16 protein-coding genes and 1 other RNA gene are annotated in these 18,976 nt (G+C 41.2%); 15 read left to right on the top strand and 2 right to left on the bottom strand.

All coding sequences use genetic code 11. The features are described from left to right. The first annotated feature begins 56 nt into the window (after positions 1-56). From EL242_RS00760 to EL242_RS00700, 13 genes are all read left to right on the top strand, one after another. On the top strand, positions 57-473 hold the full coding sequence (locus EL242_RS00760) for an MliC family protein (RefSeq protein ID WP_020824267.1): 417 nt from the start codon (positions 57-59) through the stop codon (positions 471-473). Positions 474-582: 109 nt separating this feature from the next. Next, complete coding sequence (waaF, locus tag EL242_RS00755; protein ID WP_126301132.1) at positions 583-1,620, top strand: lipopolysaccharide heptosyltransferase II; 1,038 nt, start codon at positions 583-585, stop codon at positions 1,618-1,620. A gap of 67 nt (positions 1,621-1,687) precedes the next feature. Then, a complete protein-coding gene (gene rfaC, locus EL242_RS00750; protein ID WP_126301131.1) occupies positions 1,688-2,647 on the top strand; it encodes a lipopolysaccharide heptosyltransferase RfaC in 960 nt (319 codons plus the stop codon). 120 nt (positions 2,648-2,767) lie between these two features. Then, entirely contained in the window at positions 2,768-3,142 is a 375-nt protein-coding gene (gene rpsL / locus EL242_RS00745; protein ID WP_005543325.1) for a 30S ribosomal protein S12, read from the top strand. A gap of 130 nt (positions 3,143-3,272) precedes the next feature. Then, positions 3,273-3,743, top strand: coding sequence for a 30S ribosomal protein S7 (gene rpsG / locus EL242_RS00740; RefSeq protein ID WP_006251653.1), 471 nt, complete (start codon positions 3,273-3,275; stop codon positions 3,741-3,743). 101 nt (positions 3,744-3,844) lie between these two features. Next, a complete protein-coding gene (gene fusA, locus EL242_RS00735) occupies positions 3,845-5,947 on the top strand; it encodes an elongation factor G (protein WP_126301130.1) in 2,103 nt (700 codons plus the stop codon). Positions 5,948-6,006: 59 nt separating this feature from the next. Further along, the gene (tuf, locus tag EL242_RS00730; protein ID WP_006249832.1) at positions 6,007-7,191 is read left to right on the top strand and encodes an elongation factor Tu; all 1,185 of its coding nucleotides are present in this window, start codon (positions 6,007-6,009) and stop codon (positions 7,189-7,191) included. 288 nt (positions 7,192-7,479) lie between these two features. Further along, the gene (gene tig / locus EL242_RS00725) at positions 7,480-8,778 is read left to right on the top strand and encodes a trigger factor (protein WP_126301129.1); all 1,299 of its coding nucleotides are present in this window, start codon (positions 7,480-7,482) and stop codon (positions 8,776-8,778) included. A 101-nt stretch (positions 8,779-8,879) separates the two neighbouring features. Continuing rightward, on the top strand, positions 8,880-9,332 hold the full coding sequence (locus tag EL242_RS00720) for a rhodanese-like domain-containing protein (RefSeq protein ID WP_126301128.1): 453 nt from the start codon (positions 8,880-8,882) through the stop codon (positions 9,330-9,332). Positions 9,333-9,352: 20 nt separating this feature from the next. Continuing rightward, positions 9,353-9,853: a protein-export chaperone SecB gene (gene secB, locus EL242_RS00715; RefSeq protein ID WP_006250294.1), complete on the top strand. Its 501-nt coding sequence runs from the start codon at positions 9,353-9,355 to the stop codon at positions 9,851-9,853. 105 nt (positions 9,854-9,958) lie between these two features. After that, positions 9,959-10,969 (top strand): NAD(P)H-dependent glycerol-3-phosphate dehydrogenase, encoded by a 1,011-nt coding sequence (gene gpsA, locus EL242_RS00710; RefSeq protein ID WP_126301127.1) that lies wholly within the window; start codon positions 9,959-9,961, stop codon positions 10,967-10,969. A gap of 15 nt (positions 10,970-10,984) precedes the next feature. Then, complete coding sequence (cysE, locus tag EL242_RS00705) at positions 10,985-11,800, top strand: serine O-acetyltransferase (RefSeq protein ID WP_126301126.1); 816 nt, start codon at positions 10,985-10,987, stop codon at positions 11,798-11,800. Positions 11,801-11,848: 48 nt separating this feature from the next. Next, a complete protein-coding gene (locus EL242_RS00700) occupies positions 11,849-16,318 on the top strand; it encodes a S6 family peptidase (RefSeq protein WP_126301125.1) in 4,470 nt (1,489 codons plus the stop codon). 119 nt (positions 16,319-16,437) lie between these two features. On the opposite strand, the gene ssrA is transcribed toward EL242_RS00700, so the two are convergent. Beyond that, positions 16,438-16,804: a transfer-messenger RNA gene (ssrA, locus tag EL242_RS00695) on the bottom strand. A gap of 165 nt (positions 16,805-16,969) precedes the next feature. Here ssrA and rpoH point away from each other — a divergent pair. Both rpoH and EL242_RS00685 read left to right on the top strand, forming a co-directional pair. Further along, positions 16,970-17,929, top strand: coding sequence for an RNA polymerase sigma factor RpoH (rpoH, locus tag EL242_RS00690; protein WP_126301124.1), 960 nt, complete (start codon positions 16,970-16,972; stop codon positions 17,927-17,929). Between the two features lie 140 nt (positions 17,930-18,069). Continuing rightward, positions 18,070-18,378, top strand: coding sequence for a DUF3144 domain-containing protein (locus tag EL242_RS00685; protein ID WP_154703417.1), 309 nt, complete (start codon positions 18,070-18,072; stop codon positions 18,376-18,378). Positions 18,379-18,400: 22 nt separating this feature from the next. Here EL242_RS00685 and EL242_RS00680 read toward each other — a convergent pair whose 3' ends face one another. After that, the gene (locus EL242_RS00680) at positions 18,401-18,940 is read right to left on the bottom strand and encodes a KdsC family phosphatase (RefSeq protein WP_126301122.1); all 540 of its coding nucleotides are present in this window, start codon (positions 18,938-18,940) and stop codon (positions 18,401-18,403) included. Positions 18,941-18,976: the final 36 nt, after the last annotated feature.

The raw sequence follows: 18,976 nt of genomic DNA, 5'->3' as shown, positions 1-18,976 counted from the left end.
GAAGAAAAAGAGCAACGCTACAAACGTTGCTCTTTTATTTAAAAAGGAGATAAAGGATGAATTTATTTTGCCCCTCTTACAAACTTATCTACTTAACGCTAAGCTCAGCGATGTTAGTTGCTTGTAGTACAGTGGTTACCCCTGTTGAGCAAATTCATCAAGTACAAAAGGAAAAAGAGCCAGTAAAGAAAGTGACTAAACTGATAGCGCAAGCACCTAAAGTGAGTTTATATCGTTGTGAGAATGATAAGAAGGTTGAAGTTGAACGCCAGGGACGAACAAAAAAAGCGTTAAAAAAGGAAATAGTCACAGTGAGTTATCAAGGGACAACGCATCAGCTTTCACCTTCTGTAACGAGAGATGGTAAAAAATACACTAATATCCGTTGGACTTGGCATGAAACCCGTAGTGGTAAAGCATTTTTGTATAACAACACTAAAAAAACGTTAGCGGCAAATTGTATAAAGCAGTAACAAGCGGACACAAAAGCATCGCTTTTTGAACGTTGGCTTTGCCAACGGCAGCGAAGCTGTGAACAATCCTTACAAGGATTGTGAATAAATTTTTAAGAGAATTTTGTAAATGAATATTTTAGTTATAGGACCGTCTTGGGTGGGCGATATGATGATGTCGCACGCACTTTATCAACAGCTTAAAATACAGTATCCGAATTGCCAAATTGATGTAATGGCACCAGATTGGTGTCGTCCGCTTTTAGCCCGTATGCCTGAGGTGCGTAATGCGATTTCAATGCCGATTGGACACGGTTCATTTCGTGTGTGTGAACGCTACCGACTCGGAAAATCCCTGAGAAATCAATATGATATGGCGATTGTATTGCCTAATTCATTAAAGTCTGCCTTTATTCCACTGTTTGCGAAAATTGCGAGACGTCGTGGTTGGAAAGGGGAAAGTAGATATTTTTTCTTAAATGATCTTCGCAGTAATAAAAACGACTACCCAATGATGGCGCAACGCTATGTAGCCTTGGCGTTTGAAAAGGCTACTGTTCCAACCGCACAACAGTTGCCGATTGCTTATCCATACCTCACAACTGATAGCGAACAAATTGAGCAGACCAAAGCGAAATTTGAAAAACAGTTGGCTTATGCGGAAAACCGTCCTGCCATCGGCTTTTGTCCGGGGGCTGAATTTGGACCGGCAAAACGTTGGCCGCATTATCATTATGCAACATTGGCAAAAATGTTGATTGAGCAAGGTTATTCGGTACGGTTATTTGGCTCGAAAAAAGATGAAGCCGCCGGTGAGCAAATTCGCTTGGCATTACCTGAAAATTTACAACGCTATTGCCTGAATTTAGCCGGGCAAACCGATTTAAACCAAGCGGTAGATTTGATTGCAGATTGTAATGCAGTCGTGAGCAATGACTCCGGCTTAATGCACATTGCCGCAGCACTAAATAAACCGCTGGTCGCCTTATATGGACCGACCAGCCCACAATATACGCCGCCGTTATCCCAAAATGCCGAGATCATTCGCTTAATTGAAGGCGGTTTGATTAAAATCCGCAAAGGCGAAGGGGCAGAGGGCTATCACCAAAGTTTAATTGATATTCAGCCTGAAATGGTGATGGACAAATTAGCTGAACTGTTAGTTTAAATGGATAACAAGCGGTTGAATTTTGCCAATTTTTTGCAAAAAAAGACCGCTTGTTTGTTTATAAAAGATGAAAATTTTAATCGTTAAAACCTCATCAATGGGAGATGTATTACATACGCTTCCAGCCATAACCGATATGCAAAATGCTATTCCCGATTTAAAAGTAGATTGGGTGGTGGAGGAGAATTTTACCGAAATTCCTGCATGGCATTCAGCGGTAAATAAAGTAATTCCGGTGGCTATTCGCCGCTGGCGGAAAAACCTTTGCCAAAGACAGACTTGGGTAGAATGGCAGCAGTTTTTAAAACAGCTAAAAAGTGAGCAGTATGATGCGGTAATTGATGCTCAAGGGCTGATTAAAAGTGCGGTGTTAGTAACTCGCCAAGCAAATGGCAAAAAGTTAGGTTATGATAAAAGCTCTGCTCGTGAAGGCCTAAGTAGTCTATTTTACGATGAAAAGTTTGATATCCCTTACCAACAACACGCTGTAGAACGTATCAGGAAATTATGTGCAAAATCATTGGGTTATGCTTTACCTGAAGAGAAAGGCGATTACCGCATTGCACAACATTTTGCAAAAAATGCGACAAAAACGACCGCTTACATTATGCTGATTCATGCCACAACCCGAGAGGATAAACATTGGAAAGAAGCCTATTGGGCTGAGCTGATTCAAGCGTTAAGTAAACTCAATTTGGAAGTCAGATTGCCTTGGGGAAACCAAGCCGAAAAAGAACGGGCTAAGCGTTTAGCGAGTGTGGCGAATAATGCTAAGGTATTACCAAAAATGAGCTTAACCGATATTGCTACTCAACTTGCGGGAGCAGCGGCAGTGGTATCGGTGGATACCGGCTTGAGCCATTTGGCGGCTGCGTTAGATAAGCCAAATGTGATTTTATACGGAGCAACCGATCCTCAATTAATAGGGGCTTACGGGCAAAATCAGTTTTATCTAAAAGCGGATAAAATGGAAAATATTACCTCTTCACAAGTGCTAGAAAAATTACTTCCATTGATTAACAAATGATCATTGTTGTTCTCTTACTGTGCTTGACTTTTATCCACGTTCAATTTAAAATTTACCGTCCTTTCGTGTGAAAGGATGTTTTTAATTTTATTTTTAATAATTTTAACTGGAGCTTTTTTAATGGCAACTATCAACCAGCTAGTACGCAAACCGCGTGTGAAAAAGGTTGTAAAAAGTAACGTTCCTGCATTAGAGGCTTGCCCGCAGAAACGTGGCGTGTGTACTCGTGTATACACTACTACACCTAAAAAACCGAACTCAGCATTACGTAAAGTATGTCGTATTCGTTTAACAAATGGCTTTGAAGTAACTTCATACATCGGTGGTGAAGGTCACAACCTTCAAGAACACAGTGTTGTATTAATCCGTGGTGGTCGTGTTAAAGACTTACCGGGTGTTCGTTACCATACTGTACGTGGTGCACTTGACTGTGCAGGCGTTAAAGATCGTAAACAAGGTCGTTCTAAATACGGCGTTAAACGTCCTAAAGCTTAATGGTTCTCCGTTGAGTAAGGCCAAACGTCTAAATTTTAATATTTAAACCATAAACTCCAGTCAAGATGCCTTAAGGCAGATTAGATGAGTTTTGGATATCCTGAAGATTTAATATACGGAGAAATTTCCAATGCCACGTCGTCGTAGTATTGAACCACGCAAAATTCTTCCAGATCCGAAGTTCGGTTCAGAATTACTTGCAAAATTTATTAACGTGTTAATGGTAGATGGTAAAAAATCTACTGCAGAAAAAATCGTTTACGGTGCATTAGAAACTTTAGCACAACGTTCTGGTAAAGAAGCGTTAGAAGCTTTCGAAATCGCATTAGAAAACGTACGTCCAACTGTTGAGGTTAAATCTCGCCGTGTGGGTGGTTCTACTTACCAAGTTCCTGTAGAAGTTCGCCCAACCCGTCGTAATGCTTTAGCAATGCGTTGGATCGTAGAAGCCGCTCGTAAACGTGGTGACAAATCAATGGCATTACGTTTAGCTAACGAATTATCGGATGCAGCAGACAACAAAGGTTCAGCAGTGAAGAAACGTGAAGACGTTCACCGTATGGCTGAAGCTAACAAAGCGTTTGCTCACTTCCGTTGGTAATCGTTTAAGTAAGCTTATAGAAGGCTTCATCTCAGTTTGCGGTGAAGCCTTACCCTTATTAAGAATTTTAATTTAAACCCCAAACAAGGTAATAAATAAAAATGGCTCGTACAACCCCTATTTCACTTTACCGTAACATCGGTATCAGTGCGCACATCGATGCGGGTAAAACAACTACTACAGAGCGTATCTTGTTCTATACAGGCGTAAGTCACAAAATCGGTGAAGTTCACGATGGTGCTGCAACAATGGACTGGATGGAACAAGAACAAGAGCGTGGTATCACGATCACATCTGCTGCAACAACAGCATTCTGGTCTGGTATGTCACAACAATATCCACAACACCGTATCAACGTTATCGATACTCCGGGACACGTTGACTTTACTATCGAAGTAGAACGTTCAATGCGTGTACTTGATGGTGCGGTAATGGTTTACTGTGCAGTAGGTGGTGTTCAACCACAATCTGAAACTGTATGGCGCCAAGCTAACAAATATAAAGTACCACGTATTGCGTTCGTAAACAAAATGGACCGTACAGGTGCAAACTTCCTACGTGTTGTTGAGCAAATCAAAACCCGTTTAGGTGGTAACTCAGTTGCATTACAACTTCCAATCGGTGCAGAAGACAGTTTCAAAGGTGTTGTTGATTTAATCAAAATGAAAGCAATCAACTGGAATGAAGCTGACCAAGGTATGACCTTCACTTACGAAGATATTCCTGCAGAGATGCTTGATGCTTGTGAAGAACACCGTGCAATGCTTGTTGAAGCAGCAGCTGAAGCGTCTGAAGAATTAATGGAAAAATTCTTCTCTGGTGAAGAATTAACTGAAGATGAAATCAAAGCAGCGTTACGTCAACGCGTATTAGCAGGTGAAGTAATCCCTGTATGCTGTGGTTCTGCATTCAAAAACAAAGGTGTACAAGCAATGCTTGATGCGGTAATTGATTACTTACCGGCACCAACTGATATTCCTGCAATTAAAGGTATCAATGAAGATGAAACTGAAGGCGAGCGTCACGCAAGCGACGATGAGCCATTTGCTTCATTAGCATTCAAAATTGCAACAGACCCATTCGTAGGTAACTTAACCTTCTTCCGTGTTTACTCTGGTGTAATTAACTCTGGTGATACAGTTTACAACTCAGTAAAACAAAAACGTGAACGTTTTGGTCGTATCGTACAGATGCACGCAAACAAACGTGAAGAGATCAAAGAAGTTCGTGCGGGTGATATCGCTGCAGCAATCGGTTTAAAAGATGTTGGTACAGGTGACACATTATGTGCAATCGATGCACCAATCATTCTTGAGCGTATGGAATTCCCTGAGCCGGTAATCTCTGTTGCGGTTGAACCAAAAACCAAAGCTGACCAAGAAAAAATGGGCTTAGCTTTAGGTCGTTTAGCACAAGAAGACCCTTCATTCCGTGTTCACACCGATGAAGAATCTGGCGAAACGATCATTTCAGGTATGGGTGAGTTACACTTAGACATCATCGTTGACCGTATGAAACGTGAGTTCAAAGTGGAAGCAAACATCGGTAAACCACAAGTATCTTACCGTGAAACTATCCGCACTCGTGTTAACGATGTTGAAGGTAAACACGCAAAACAATCTGGTGGTCGCGGTCAGTACGGTCACGTTGTTATCGACTTATACCCATTAGATGCTGAAGGTCCAGGCTACGAGTTCGTGAACGAAATCAAAGGTGGTGTAATCCCTGGTGAATACATTCCTGCGGTTGATAAAGGTATCCAAGAACAGCTTAAATCTGGTCCGTTAGCAGGTTACCCGGTAGTAGATTTAGGTGTGCGTTTACACTTCGGTTCATACCACGATGTTGACTCATCTGAACTTGCGTTTAAACTTGCTGCATCATTAGCATTTAAAGCGGCGTTCGCAAAAGCAAGCCCGGTATTACTTGAGCCAATCATGAAAGTGGAAGTTGAAACTCCACCGGATTACGTGGGTGATGTAATCGGTGACTTAAGCCGTCGTCGTGCAATGGTTAACGGTCAAGAAGCGAACGAGTTCGTTGTTAAGATCAATGCTGAAGTTCCACTTTCAGAAATGTTTGGTTATGCAACAGACTTACGTTCACAAACTCAAGGTCGTGCATCATACTCTATGGAACCTTTAAAATATGCTGAAGCACCGAAAAACGTTGCTGATGCAATTATTGAAGCTCGTAGAAAATAATTTGTTTAACCTGAGCCATAGCAATAGGGCTATGGCTCATTTTTTAGGAAGATATTAAAGTGTCTAAAGAAAAATTTGAACGTACAAAACCGCACGTTAATGTGGGTACAATCGGCCACGTTGACCATGGTAAAACAACTTTAACAGCAGCAATCACTACCGTATTAGCAAAACACTTCGGTGGTGCAGCTCGTGCATTTGACCAAATCGACAATGCACCGGAAGAAAAAGCGCGTGGTATCACTATCAACACTTCACACGTTGAGTACGATACAGCAACTCGTCACTACGCACACGTTGACTGCCCGGGACACGCGGACTATGTTAAAAACATGATCACCGGTGCGGCACAAATGGACGGCGCTATCTTAGTAGTAGCAGCAACTGACGGTCCAATGCCACAAACTCGTGAGCACATCTTATTAGGTCGCCAAGTAGGCGTTCCATACATCATCGTATTCTTAAACAAATGCGATATGGTTGATGACGAAGAGTTATTAGAATTAGTTGAAATGGAAGTGCGTGAACTTCTTTCACAATACGACTTCCCGGGTGATGACACTCCAATCGTACGTGGTTCAGCGTTACAAGCGTTAAACGGCGTAGCAGAGTGGGAAGAGAAAATCCTTGAATTAGCAAATCACTTAGACACATACATTCCAGAGCCTGAGCGTGCGATTGATAAACCATTCTTATTACCAATCGAAGACGTATTCTCAATCTCAGGTCGTGGTACAGTAGTAACAGGTCGTGTTGAGCGTGGTATCATCCGCACTGGTGATGAAGTTGAAATCGTAGGTATCAAAGATACAGCGAAAACAACCGTAACAGGTGTTGAGATGTTCCGTAAATTATTAGACGAAGGTCGTGCGGGTGAGAACGTAGGTGCATTATTACGTGGTACTAAACGTGAAGAAATCGAACGTGGTCAAGTATTAGCGAAACCGGGTTCAATCACTCCACACACAGACTTCGAATCAGAAGTTTACGTATTATCAAAAGAAGAAGGTGGTCGTCACACTCCATTCTTCAAAGGTTACCGTCCACAGTTCTACTTCCGTACAACGGACGTAACAGGTACAATCGAATTACCGGAAGGTGTAGAGATGGTAATGCCTGGAGACAACATCAAAATGACTGTTAGCCTAATTCACCCAATCGCGATGGACGAAGGTTTACGTTTTGCGATTCGTGAAGGTGGTCGTACAGTAGGTGCGGGCGTTGTAGCGAAAATCATCAAATAATTAAGATTGTTTGATAAGCGAAAAGCTAAACACAAAGAAAGAGGCATATCGAAAGGTATGCCTCTTTTGCTTTTATGCCGATTAAGCTAGCCATATCATTTCATTTGCAAAAAATCGGTGAAAAAAGACCGCTTGTAGGCAAGCCCATTGACAAACTGTCAGATTTTAGGGATTTTTTACAAAACTGTTTATTTGCGAATGAGTTTCTTCTCGACAGTTTCTTGATAGAACGCTACAATAACCGTCTATTTGTATATCTTTTTTATATCCCTAAACCGAGGTTTAAGAATGTCATTTTCAATTGAAACATTAGAAGGCTTAAAACGCCGTGTTACTATTAACGTACCAGCTGATAAAATCGAAGCAGCATACAAAGAACAATTAAAAGGCTATGCGAAAAATGCTCGTGTAGATGGCTTCCGTAAAGGTAAAGTGCCACACTCAATTATCGAGCAACGTTTTGGTATTGCAGCTCGTCAAGATGTGTTATTTGATGAAATGCAACGTGCATTCTTTGAAGCAGTTATTGCTGAAAAAATTAACTTGGCAGGTCGCCCTACTTTCACGCCAAACAACTACCAGCCAGGTCAAGATTTCAGCTTTACTGCAGAATTTGAAGTTTTCCCAGAAGTGGAATTAAAAGGTTTAGAGAATATCGAAGTAGAAAAACCGGTTGTTGAAATCGCAGACGCTGATTTAGACAAAATGGTAGATGTATTACGCAAACAACAAGCGACTTGGGCAGAAAGCCAAGAGGCTGCAAAAGCCGAATCTCGTGTAACCATTGATTTCGTTGGTTCAGTAGATGGCGAAGAATTTGAAGGCGGTAAAGCATCAGACTTCGTATTATTTATGGGTCAAGGTCGTATGATCCCAGGCTTCGAAGACGGAATCGTAGGTCGTAAAGCGGGTGAGCAATTCGACATTGATGTAACTTTCCCGGAAGAATACCACGCTGAAAACTTAAAAGGTAAAGCAGCTAAATTTGCAATTACCTTGAAAAAAGTAGAAGAGATGGTATTACCTGAATTAACAGAAGAGTTTGTGAAAAAATTCGGTAATGCAAAATCAGTGGAAGAATTACGTGCAGAAATCAAGAAAAATATGCAACGTGAGCTTAAAAATGCGGTAACTTCACGCGTGAAAACTCAAGTAATCAACGGCTTAATTGCTCAAAATGATGTTGAAGTACCGGCTGCTGCGGTTGAAGAAGAAATCAACGTGTTACGCCAACAAGCGGTGCAACGTTTTGGTGGTAAGCCTGAAATGGCTGCTCAATTACCGGCTGAATTATTTGAAGCAGAAGCTAAACGCCGTGTTCAAGTAGGTTTATTATTATCGTCAATCATCGGTTCTAATGAATTAAAAGTAGATGAAAAACGTGTTGAAGATATGATCGCAGATATCGCTTCTGCTTACGAACAACCGGCTGAAGTGGTTGCTCACTATGCGAAAAACCGTCAATTAACTGAAAATATCCGCAATGTGGTATTAGAAGAGCAAGCGGTTGATGCGGTATTAGCGAAAGCAAAAGTGACTGAAAAAACAATGTCATTTGACGAAGTAATGTCACAACAAGCTCAATAATTTCCTTATAAGGTGGGCTAATGCTCACCTTTTATTACTTTTACAAGCGGTTAAATTTGCATAAAAAGATCGCTTATTTTTAATTTTAAGGAAATTGAATTATGGAACAACTGACTTTTGCTCAACAATTGGAGCAATTTTTTGCCAATCATACCTTGATGGTTTTTGCTTGGGTCGCATTATTGATTGCGGTGATTTTTAGTTTTTATAAAAGTGCAACGCAAAAATATAAGATTGTTGATAACGCACAAGCTACACAGCTAATCAATAAAGAAGATGCGGTAGTGATTGATTTGCGCTCTGATGAAGAGTTCCGTGCCGGTCATATTATTGATAGCATTCACATGTTACCGTCAGACATTAAAGCAGCTAAAATCAATCAGATTGATAAATACAAAGCTCGCCCGGTAATTGTAGTAGATACTAATGGCTTCACTTCAGGTGGTGTTGCGGCAGATCTTGCTAAACAAGGCTTTAGCAGAGTTTATGTATTAAAAGAAGGGATTGGCGGCTGGCGTGCAGCAAGCCTACCAACTATTAAAAAACATAAATAATCTATTATTAAGGAAATTTTATGTCAGAAGAAAATCAAGTTGCATCAACAGAAGAAGCTACACAAACCCCTTTTGAGCTTCAAATTCAACGCATTTATGTAAAAGATGTTTCATTTGAAGCACCAAATTTACCGACTATTTTCCAACAAGAGTGGAAACCACAATTAGGCTTTGAGTTAGATACTGAAACCAAAGAAATTGGTGAAGATCTATACGAAGTTACCTTACACATTACGGTGCAAACTACGTTAGAAGACAGTAATGATGTCGCTTTCATTTGTGAAGTAAAACAAGCAGGTGTGTTCACTATTAAAGGTTTAGAAGGCATTCAACTTGCTCACTGCCTAGCTTCACAATGCCCGAATGTGCTTTATCCTTATGCTCGTGAGCTAATCTCAAGTCTTGTGAATCGTGGTACTTTCCCGGCATTAAATCTTTCACCGGTGAACTTTGATGCGTTATTTATGGATTACCTCCAACGCCAAGAAGAAAGTGCAGAAGAGCCGGCTTTAGCGAACTAAGCATTTTAGATAGAAAATAGGTATGCAAGGCATACCTATTTTTTTACAAGCGGTTATTTTTCTACTATTTTTTGCAATTTTCTAAATAAGCCGAACAGAGGAAATATGAGTGAAATCTATTCTGCCCCAATCACGGTATTAGGTGCAGGTTCTTATGGAACAGCTTTAGCCATTGCCCTTTCTCGAAATGGTCACAAAACCTATTTATGGGGGCATAATCCCGACAAAATGGCCGTTTTGGCATCAGAGCGAATGAACCAAGATTTTCTGCCTGATATTGTATTCCCAGAAGCCTTAGAAATTGTCGCAGATCTTGCTACAGCGGTACAAAAATCGAAAGATCTGCTGATTGTGGTGCCAAGTCATGTATTCTCTGAAGTATTGGCTCAAATCAAGCCTTTTTTGTCCCAAGATCACCGTATAATGTGGGCAACCAAAGGGCTGGAGCGGGATACCGGGCGTTTGTTGCAAACGGTAGCTAAGGAAATTTTGGGGGAAATTTACCCGCTTGCGGTGCTTTCCGGTCCGACTTTTGCCAAAGAACTGGCAGCTGGCTTACCGACAGCCATTTCCCTTGCATCAACCGATCCTGTTTTCGCCGATCAAATGCAACAACGGATTCACTGTTCCAAAGCGTTCCGAGTTTACCTCAACAATGATATTATCGGCGTGCAACTCGGTGGGGCTATTAAAAATGTGATTGCGATTGGTGCAGGTATTTCAGACGGAATGGGGTTCGGGGCAAATGCTCGCACTGCTTTGATTACTCGAGGGCTGGCTGAGATTAGCCGTTTAGGTGTTTCACTCGGGGCAGATCCGAAAACCTTTACCGGAATGGCGGGGCTTGGTGATTTAGTGCTGACGTGTACCGATAACCAATCCCGAAACCGCCGATTTGGTTTGGCGTTAGGGCAAGGAAAATCGGCAGAAGTCGCGATTGCGGAAATCGGTCAAGTGGTAGAAGGATTTTATAATACCAAAGAAGCCTATTTGCTCGCTCAAACACAGGGCGTTGAAATGCCGATTGTAGAACAAATTTACCAAATGTTATTTTGTGGCAAACAGGCTTCGGATGTGGTGAAAACCTTGTTGGGGCGTGAACGAAAAGGCGAATAAAGAAAGGAGAATAAAATGCAGCAGAGTGAAATTAATCAGATTTGGCAAGCAATTCGAGATGAAGCCAAAGAGCTGGCGAATTGTGAACCTATGTTAGCAAGCTTTTTCCACGCCACAATTTTAAAACATCATCATCTAGGTGATGCGTTAAGCTATATTTTGGCGAATAAATTAGCCAACCCGATTATGCCGGCAATTGCATTAAAAGAGATCATCGAGGAGGCTTATCAAGCCGACCCACAAATTATCGCCAGTGCAGCTTGTGACATTAATGCGGTTAGAACTCGAGATCCGGCGGTGGATAAATGGAGTACGCCATTGCTGTACTTAAAGGGATTTCACGCCCTCCAAAGTTATCGGGTGACACATTATCTTTGGAATCAAGGCAGAAAAGCATTAGCGGTTTATTTACAAAATGAAATTTCCGTTGCCTTTGATGTGGATATTCACCCTGCAGCAAAAGTCGGTTGTGGGATTATGTTTGACCACGCCACCGGAATTGTGGTGGGCGAAACCTCTGTAATCGAAAATGATGTTTCGATTTTACAAGGTGTAACACTAGGCGGCACAGGTAAAGAAAATGGCGATCGTCACCCGAAAATCCGTGAAGGCGTGATGATTGGAGCCGGTGCAAAAATTCTCGGTAATATTGAAATCGGACGCTATTCTAAAATCGGGGCAAATTCAGTGGTGTTACAACCTGTGCCTGATCACGCCACCGCAGCAGGTGTGCCGGCTCGCATTATTGGCAAATCCTCCGAACAAAAACCGGCTTTCGATATGAATCAATACTTTGAAGATGAGCAAGGTTTATGTGGTGATGGGATTTAGGTAAGAGTTATTCCTTTAATTTATGATTTAGACATTGCTAAGTACAAGTTGCAATTAACCTTTATTCAAATGTTTTGCCCGCTCTTAAGCGGGCTTACTATTTTCACTATTTGCTATGTATTTCCTATCGTTGTAATTGAATGCTTATTTTGTCATCAATTAGTGCTAGAATTCGCCAAATTCTATTTTTTGGATGATAAATATATGAAACCAGCCTCTTTTAAACTCTCTTTAATTTCTGCATTCGTAGGGCTGTCATTGGCACAGCTTAGTTACAGTTCTACTGTTCGTGGCGATATAGATTACCAATATTTCCGAGATCTTGCGGAAAATAAAGGAAAATTTTATGTCGGAGCGAAAAATGTTGAAATATTTAATAAGCAAGGTGACAAGATAGGTATTGCTTTAGAAAATATTCCCATGATTGACTTCTCTGTGATTACACGGGGGGGAGGTTATGCAACCCTGACTAAACCACAATATATTGTGAGTGTAGAGCACAACAGAGGCTATCGAACAGTGCAGTTTGGTGATTCTGGTAGTGAAAACCCAGATAATCACCATTTTAATTATCAATTGGTTTCACGCAATGATTATGACCCAAAAGGGAGTAAAGCCATTCAGGGATTTACGCATAATGACTATCAAACGCCTCGTTTGCATAAACTAGTAACAGAAACAGCACCAGCAGAGCAATCCCAAGAGAAAAATTATGATCTGTATCGTGATGCAAGTATTTTTCCAATGTTTATTCGTGCAGGTTCAGGTACACAATACATTTTAGCTGAAAAGAATGCTGTAAAGGAAAAACTTGCGGATCCGTATGCTTACCTAATTGGTGGAACCACATTAAAGTTAACGAGCAATAATGCTAATACCTTTGTTTTTAAAGGCAATGTATTTGATGATAGTTACAGCCCTCTTAGCTCTCATCCACAGCAAGGCGATAGTGGCTCAGGCATGTTTGCATGGGATAATCGTCTGAATCGTTGGGTATATATTGCTACATTACAATCAGGTAATGATGATTTTACCGTGTCAGTTGTAAACCATCCTGAATATGGTGATTTACTAGAGCAAGAAGATACGGCAGGTACTATAAGTGATAGTGGAAAGACTCTCACTTGGACTGCACTTGGAAATAGTAGCAAGATTACGGGGGCCACGGCTGAATTAGTAGTTGATTTAGCTGATACCTCATTGCCTGACCCAACAACAGGTAAGCCACATAAGCCATCTTTACACCATGGGAAAACGCTTAAAATTTCCGGAGATGGAAATACCCTTAATTTAGCTAATAATATTAATCAGGGAGCCGGAGCGCTATATTTTTCAGGTAATGCGGTTGTAACCGGTGCTAATGAAATGACAACGTGGCTTGGGGCTGGGATATCTGTAGATAAAAATAAGAATGTAGAATGGCAAGTTCATAATCCGGTGGGAGATAGATTATCTAAAATTGGAGAAGGAACGCTAACTGTTTCTGGTAAAGGCAAGAATTTAGGATCAATTAGTGTTGGAGATGGCACAGTGATTCTTAACCAACAAGCGGGCGAAAATGGTGAAAAATCTGCATTTAGTGAAGTTGGGATCGTTAGTGGACGACCAACTGTAATTCTAAATAGCGCTGATCAAGTAGATCCTAACAGTATTTATTTTGGTTATCGTGGCGGTCGTTTAGATTTAAACGGTAACAGCTTAACATTTAATCGGATCCAGAATGTCGATGATGGAGCGAGAATTGTTAATAATAATGCTGGTGTTGCTGCGAATATTTCTTTGGTAGGCCAAGTATTTACAGATAATGATGTTCGTACAATTAATTTTGGAGAAGGCTATAATGCTGATCTGTTTCGTAGCCAAGGCGCCTATTTTGTGCTTGAGAACAATGCGTGGAAGTTTATAAGTTGGAATCATGATGATGCTAAAAAGTATGTCGTTGAAAAGAAAAATAAAGCACTAGAAAATCAACTTTATGCTTACAATGGCTATTTTGGCGAATCTGACTCAAGCAGAGAGAACGGAAAGTTAAATATTCACTTCAAGCCTATTAATGCAGGAGGGAAGCTTCTTTTAACTGGGGGGACCGCATTAGATGGGATTTTGTCGGCAGAAAATGATGCTGAAATTATTTTATCCGGCCGCCCGATTCCATATGCACGCCAAGTTCTTGATGAAAATAAAAAAACAATTAATAAGGAAATTATAAAAGAAGGTGAATGGATTAATCGAACCTTTAGCGCAACAACCTTTCAAGCTAAGGATAATGGGAAAATTGAAGTTAGCCGTAATGTAGTTGAAGTAAACGGTAATTTTAATTTGAGTGACAATGCAACAGCACAAGTAGGTTTCACACAAGGGAAATCTCAATCGTGTATTCGTTCAGATCGTACTGGCATAGCAAGTTGTAATTTATCTGTGTTATCTGATAAGGATTTACATAGCTGGCAACGTACTACAGTCAATAGTGATATTAAATTAACTCAGAATGCACGTTTTGAATTAGGTAGTAAGGCTGATCTTATTGGGACAATTGAAAGCAATGGCGATAGCCAAATAAACTTGCAAAATGGTTCTAGCTGGGTAATGACAGGAAACAGCAATGTCAATAAATTGAATGTAGATAATGCGACAATCACCTTAGACAATAATGTGGGTGAGCCAAATACTTTAAATATTAATAGTCTTAGCGGAAGTGGGGTTATTAACTTTATCACTTACTTTGCTCAAACAATAAGTGATTTGATAAATGTAGAGCATGCAAGCGGTGCTTTTAAGGCAAAAATTTCCCAAATTGGCACACCCACTAATGATCAGAAAATCAAATTATTAGAAGCAAAATCAGAGAATAACTTTAATTTTACTTTAGATGACTCTGATATTGTGAGGGGAGATTTTCGTTATACATTAAAAAAAGAGGGGCTAGCTTACTATTTAAGCCCAGAAAAAACAGAAGAGGCTAAAGCAAGAGAAGAAGCCGCACGTAAAGCCGCAGAAGAGGCAGAAAAAGCCCGTCTTGCGCAAGAAGAAGCAGCACGTAAAGCAGCAGAAGAGGCGGAAAAAGCTCGTTTGGCGCAAGAAGAAGCAGCACGTAAAGCCGCAGAAGAGGCAGAAAAAGCACGCCTTGCGCAAGAAGAAGCAGCACGTAAAGCTGCAGAAGAGGCAGAAAAAGCTCGTCTGGCGCAAGAAGAAGCTGCACGTAAAGCCGCAGAAGAGGCAGAAAAAGCTCGTCTGGTGCAAGAAGAAGCCGCTCGTAAAGCAGTAGAAGAGGCGGAAAAAGCTCGTTTGGCGCAAGAAGAAGCAGCACGTAAAGCCGCAGAAGAGGCAGAAAAAGCACGCCTTGCGCAAGAAGAAGCAGCACGTAAAGCTGCAGAAGAGGCAGAAAAAGCTCGTCTGGCGCAAGAAGAAGCTGCACGTAAAGCCGCAGAAGAGGCAGAAAAAGCCCGTCTTGCGCAGGAAGAAGCTGCACGCAAAGCCGCAGAAGAGGCAGAAAAAGCTCGTCTGGCGCAAGAAGAAGCCGCTCGTAAAGCTGCAGAAGAGGCAGAAAAAGCCCGTCTTGCGCAAGAAGAAGCTGCACGCAAAGCTGCAGAAGAGGCAGAAAAAGCGCGCCTTGCGCAAGAAGAAGCTGCACGTAAAGCTGCAGAAGAAGCGGGAAAAGCTAGAGCTGTATCTCTTAGTTCAGAACTTGCTGCACAAATTAATGCTGTTTTAGGTGTGACTTCTGCATTAGATCTTTTAGTTCGTAAAGATAAAGATGAGCGAGCTAATGTTTGGTCGAAATATGAGTATCAAACAACAAAATATCAGTCTGGAAACAGTGCTTTCAAACAAGATTTCAGCTTGGTACAAGTTGGAGCAGAGAAATATTTGGATGATCATAACCTAGTTATTGGTACTATCTTATCTCAATCCAGAGCGAATAATGATTTTCAGAACTACTATAATGGTAAAGGGGATTTAACTATGCTCTCTTTTTATGGTAAGAAAACATGGGAAAATGGCATTTATGTAGGGGTTGATGGTAGCATTGGGCGTGCGAATAACAAATTAAGCCATCAAAGCCAGACGATAAAACTAGCCAGAAATGTATATTCTTTAGGATTAACGGTAGGTAAAACGTTGGAAGTTGCAAGTTTTAACCTACAACCGTCATTTGGTATGCGCTATCACCATTTAACAGCTGCAAATGCTCAATTAGAGAACACAAAATTTGAGACTGATAGGGTAGATCTTTTGGCTATTCAAGCTGGTTTAGCATTAAATAAAACTTTTACCTTTAATGAATTAAAGGTAAAACCTGAATTAGGGAGCTATTTTGTTGATGCAAGCCACGGAACACTTAAAACTAAGTTAAATGAATTTTCCTTAAATCAAAATATAGGTCGTTATTTTAAGCAAGAAGTAGGGATTAGACTCCATTATAAAGGGGTATCAAGTTCGATGCATGCTGGCTTTACAAAAGGAAATACATTGCAAGAACAAAAATTCATTTCACTCAAAGTTGGATATGAGTGGTAAGCTTTATGTAACCTGAAGCTACACTTGAATCGGTTCAAACATAATGTTACTAAAAAAGCCTTGAAACATTGATTTTCAAGGCTTTTTAGGTATCGGTTGAACCGTATAGGATTATAATTTGGTGGAGCTGGGGGGATTTGAACCCCCGTCCGAAATTTCTCTACCTTCAGTACTACATGTTTAGTCTAGTCTTTAATTTCGCTTATTCACAGCGGACAGACACGCAATGAATAAACTAGCTTTATTTAATTTAGTGTTTCGATCCTAAAGCGGCGGCGTCCACACGATCTCGTTTTGGGTGACTTATCTTTGCCCTCGTCTTACGAGCGGAAGCTGAGGAGATAAGGCTTTAAAGCAGGTTATTAAGCTGCTAAAGCGTATTGTTCGTCGTTTGCGACTATTATTTTGCGGTTTGTTTACGAGGCCTACCGCACCTCGACATGCACCTTGGGCTTCGCCAATCCCGTCGAATCCAAAATCAGCCCCAAAAGTAGCGGTATTCTAAAGGAAAGCGGTCGAATTTGCAAAAAGTTTTGCAAGTGGCGGAACTTAGCGGTATTGAATAGCTCGAAATAAAATCATACAAATCCCACACCAGATAGATTTAACGCTGTTATAATGTAAACCTTGCTGAGAGTGAAGAGAAATAGAATGAAAAAATTTAACGAAAACGAGATTGAAGATGCTGAAATTGTTGATGCCGAACCGATTGATGTTGATGAGATAGATGAAGAAGAAACATCGGTAGAGGCAATGCACCCGGCTTTGGTTTCCGGCTCAATGCCTGTGCCGCAGGGCAATTTGGATAGCTATATCCGAATGGCAAATCAGTATCCGATTCTCACCGCCGAGCAGGAAAAAGAACTGGCGGAGCGTTATTATTATGATGAAGATGTTGAGGCAGCAAAACAGCTGATCCTTTCCCATATGCGGTTTGTGATCCACATTGCTCGTGGCTATTTGGGCTATGGTTTACCGCTGGCGGATCTGATTCAAGAGGGTAATATCGGCTTGATGAAAGCGGTAAAACGGTTTGATCCTAATGTGGGCGTGCGTTTAGTTTCTTTTGCGGTGCATTGGGTGAAAGCGGAAATTCACGAATATGTGCTGAAAAACTGGCGAATTGTGAAAGTAGCGACTACCAAAGCTCAACGTAAATTATTCTTTAATTTACGCAAAAATAAAAACCGCTTGGCGTGGTTTAATGAAGAAGAGATCAAAAAAGTTGCCGATGATTTAGGTGTGTCAGTGGAAGAAGTGCGAGAAATGGAATCTCGAATGACCGGGCAAGATTTAGGTTTTGACTTACCTGCCGGTGACGACGATGAAGACAGCTACGCTCCTTCTATGTATATTGAAGATAGCAGCTCCAATTTCGCCGATGACTTGGAAGACGAACAACATAATGGGCAGGCAACCGCTCAACTTGCCTATGCGTTAGCCACCCTTGATGAGCGTAGCCAAGATATCATCAAAACCCGTTGGTTAGATGACAATAAAGCCACACTGCAAGATTTAGCTGATAAATATAACATCTCGGCAGAGCGGGTAAGACAGCTTGAAAATGCTGCATTGAAGAAAATCAAGGAAGCGATTTCATTAGATGACTAGAAATGCCTACAAGCGGTGATTTTTTTACTCGCTACGCTCGCACTTCGTGCCGTCGGCAGAGCCGACGTTCAAACGCAAGCGTTTGTGCAAAATTTTACGCAAAAAGTACCGCTTGTATTTTGACTAAAAATGAGGATACGATGATTAACATTACCGATAAACAAATTGACCCAACTTTCTACCAGCGTGCTGATGGCTTTATTAACGTTGCCAACGCTCATTTAAAAAACATTGCCCCAAACCAAGTCAGCAATGCGATGTTGTTTGGCTGTGCCAGATTTAACGCCTATGTTGCTGCCAGCAAAGCGGAATATAAGCAACAGTTGGTCGATTCTAAAGATGAGGTCATTCAGTATTTTGTGGAGCAATACAAAGAAATGCTCACGGCGAATTTAGAAGAGTATATCCAAAATTTTGAGCGATATATTGAAGGGAAAAAGGCGGATTAAACCGCCTTTGGCTTTATTGGGGCTACTGAGCCATTTTCTGTGCAATGGCTAAAAAACCATCTGCGGTTTTAAAAATTTCACCGAAGCCTTGAGCCTCCAAAATTTGGTCGGAGACTTCACGAAATGCCCCCTCACCACCGGCTTTTTGCAATACCCAATCTGCTTTTTCTTTGATGTAATCGTGGGCGTTACGGGTTGCAATCGCAATGCCACACACCTCAAAAGCCGGTAAATCTAAGGTATCATCACCAATGTAAGCCGTTTGCTCAGGGGTAACACCGGCTTGTTGCATTAGCTCAAAGCAGGCGGAGCGTTTTTCCATTTTGCCTAATAAAGCCAGATCGATTTTCAGCACCTCTAACCGTTTGCGGAGCAAAGCCGTATCGCCGCCCGAGAGTACAGCCACTTTAATGCCACAACTTTGCAACATCTTAACGCCTAAACCATCGTGAACGTGGAAACGTTTCATCACTTCGCCTTGGTCGGTGTAGTACATTCCGCCATCGGTTAGTACACCGTCCACATCGGTAATCACTAATTTAATCTTGGTCAGATCTAACATTTTTTTGCCTCAAATATGGTATGATTTTGCCATTAT

This window comes from Mannheimia haemolytica, assembly GCA_900638155.1.
Classification (GTDB): Bacteria; Pseudomonadota; Gammaproteobacteria; order Enterobacterales; family Pasteurellaceae; genus Mannheimia; species Mannheimia glucosida.
Note: the sequence above shows the minus strand (reverse complement) of the source record. Positions and strands in the feature narration are given on the sequence as shown.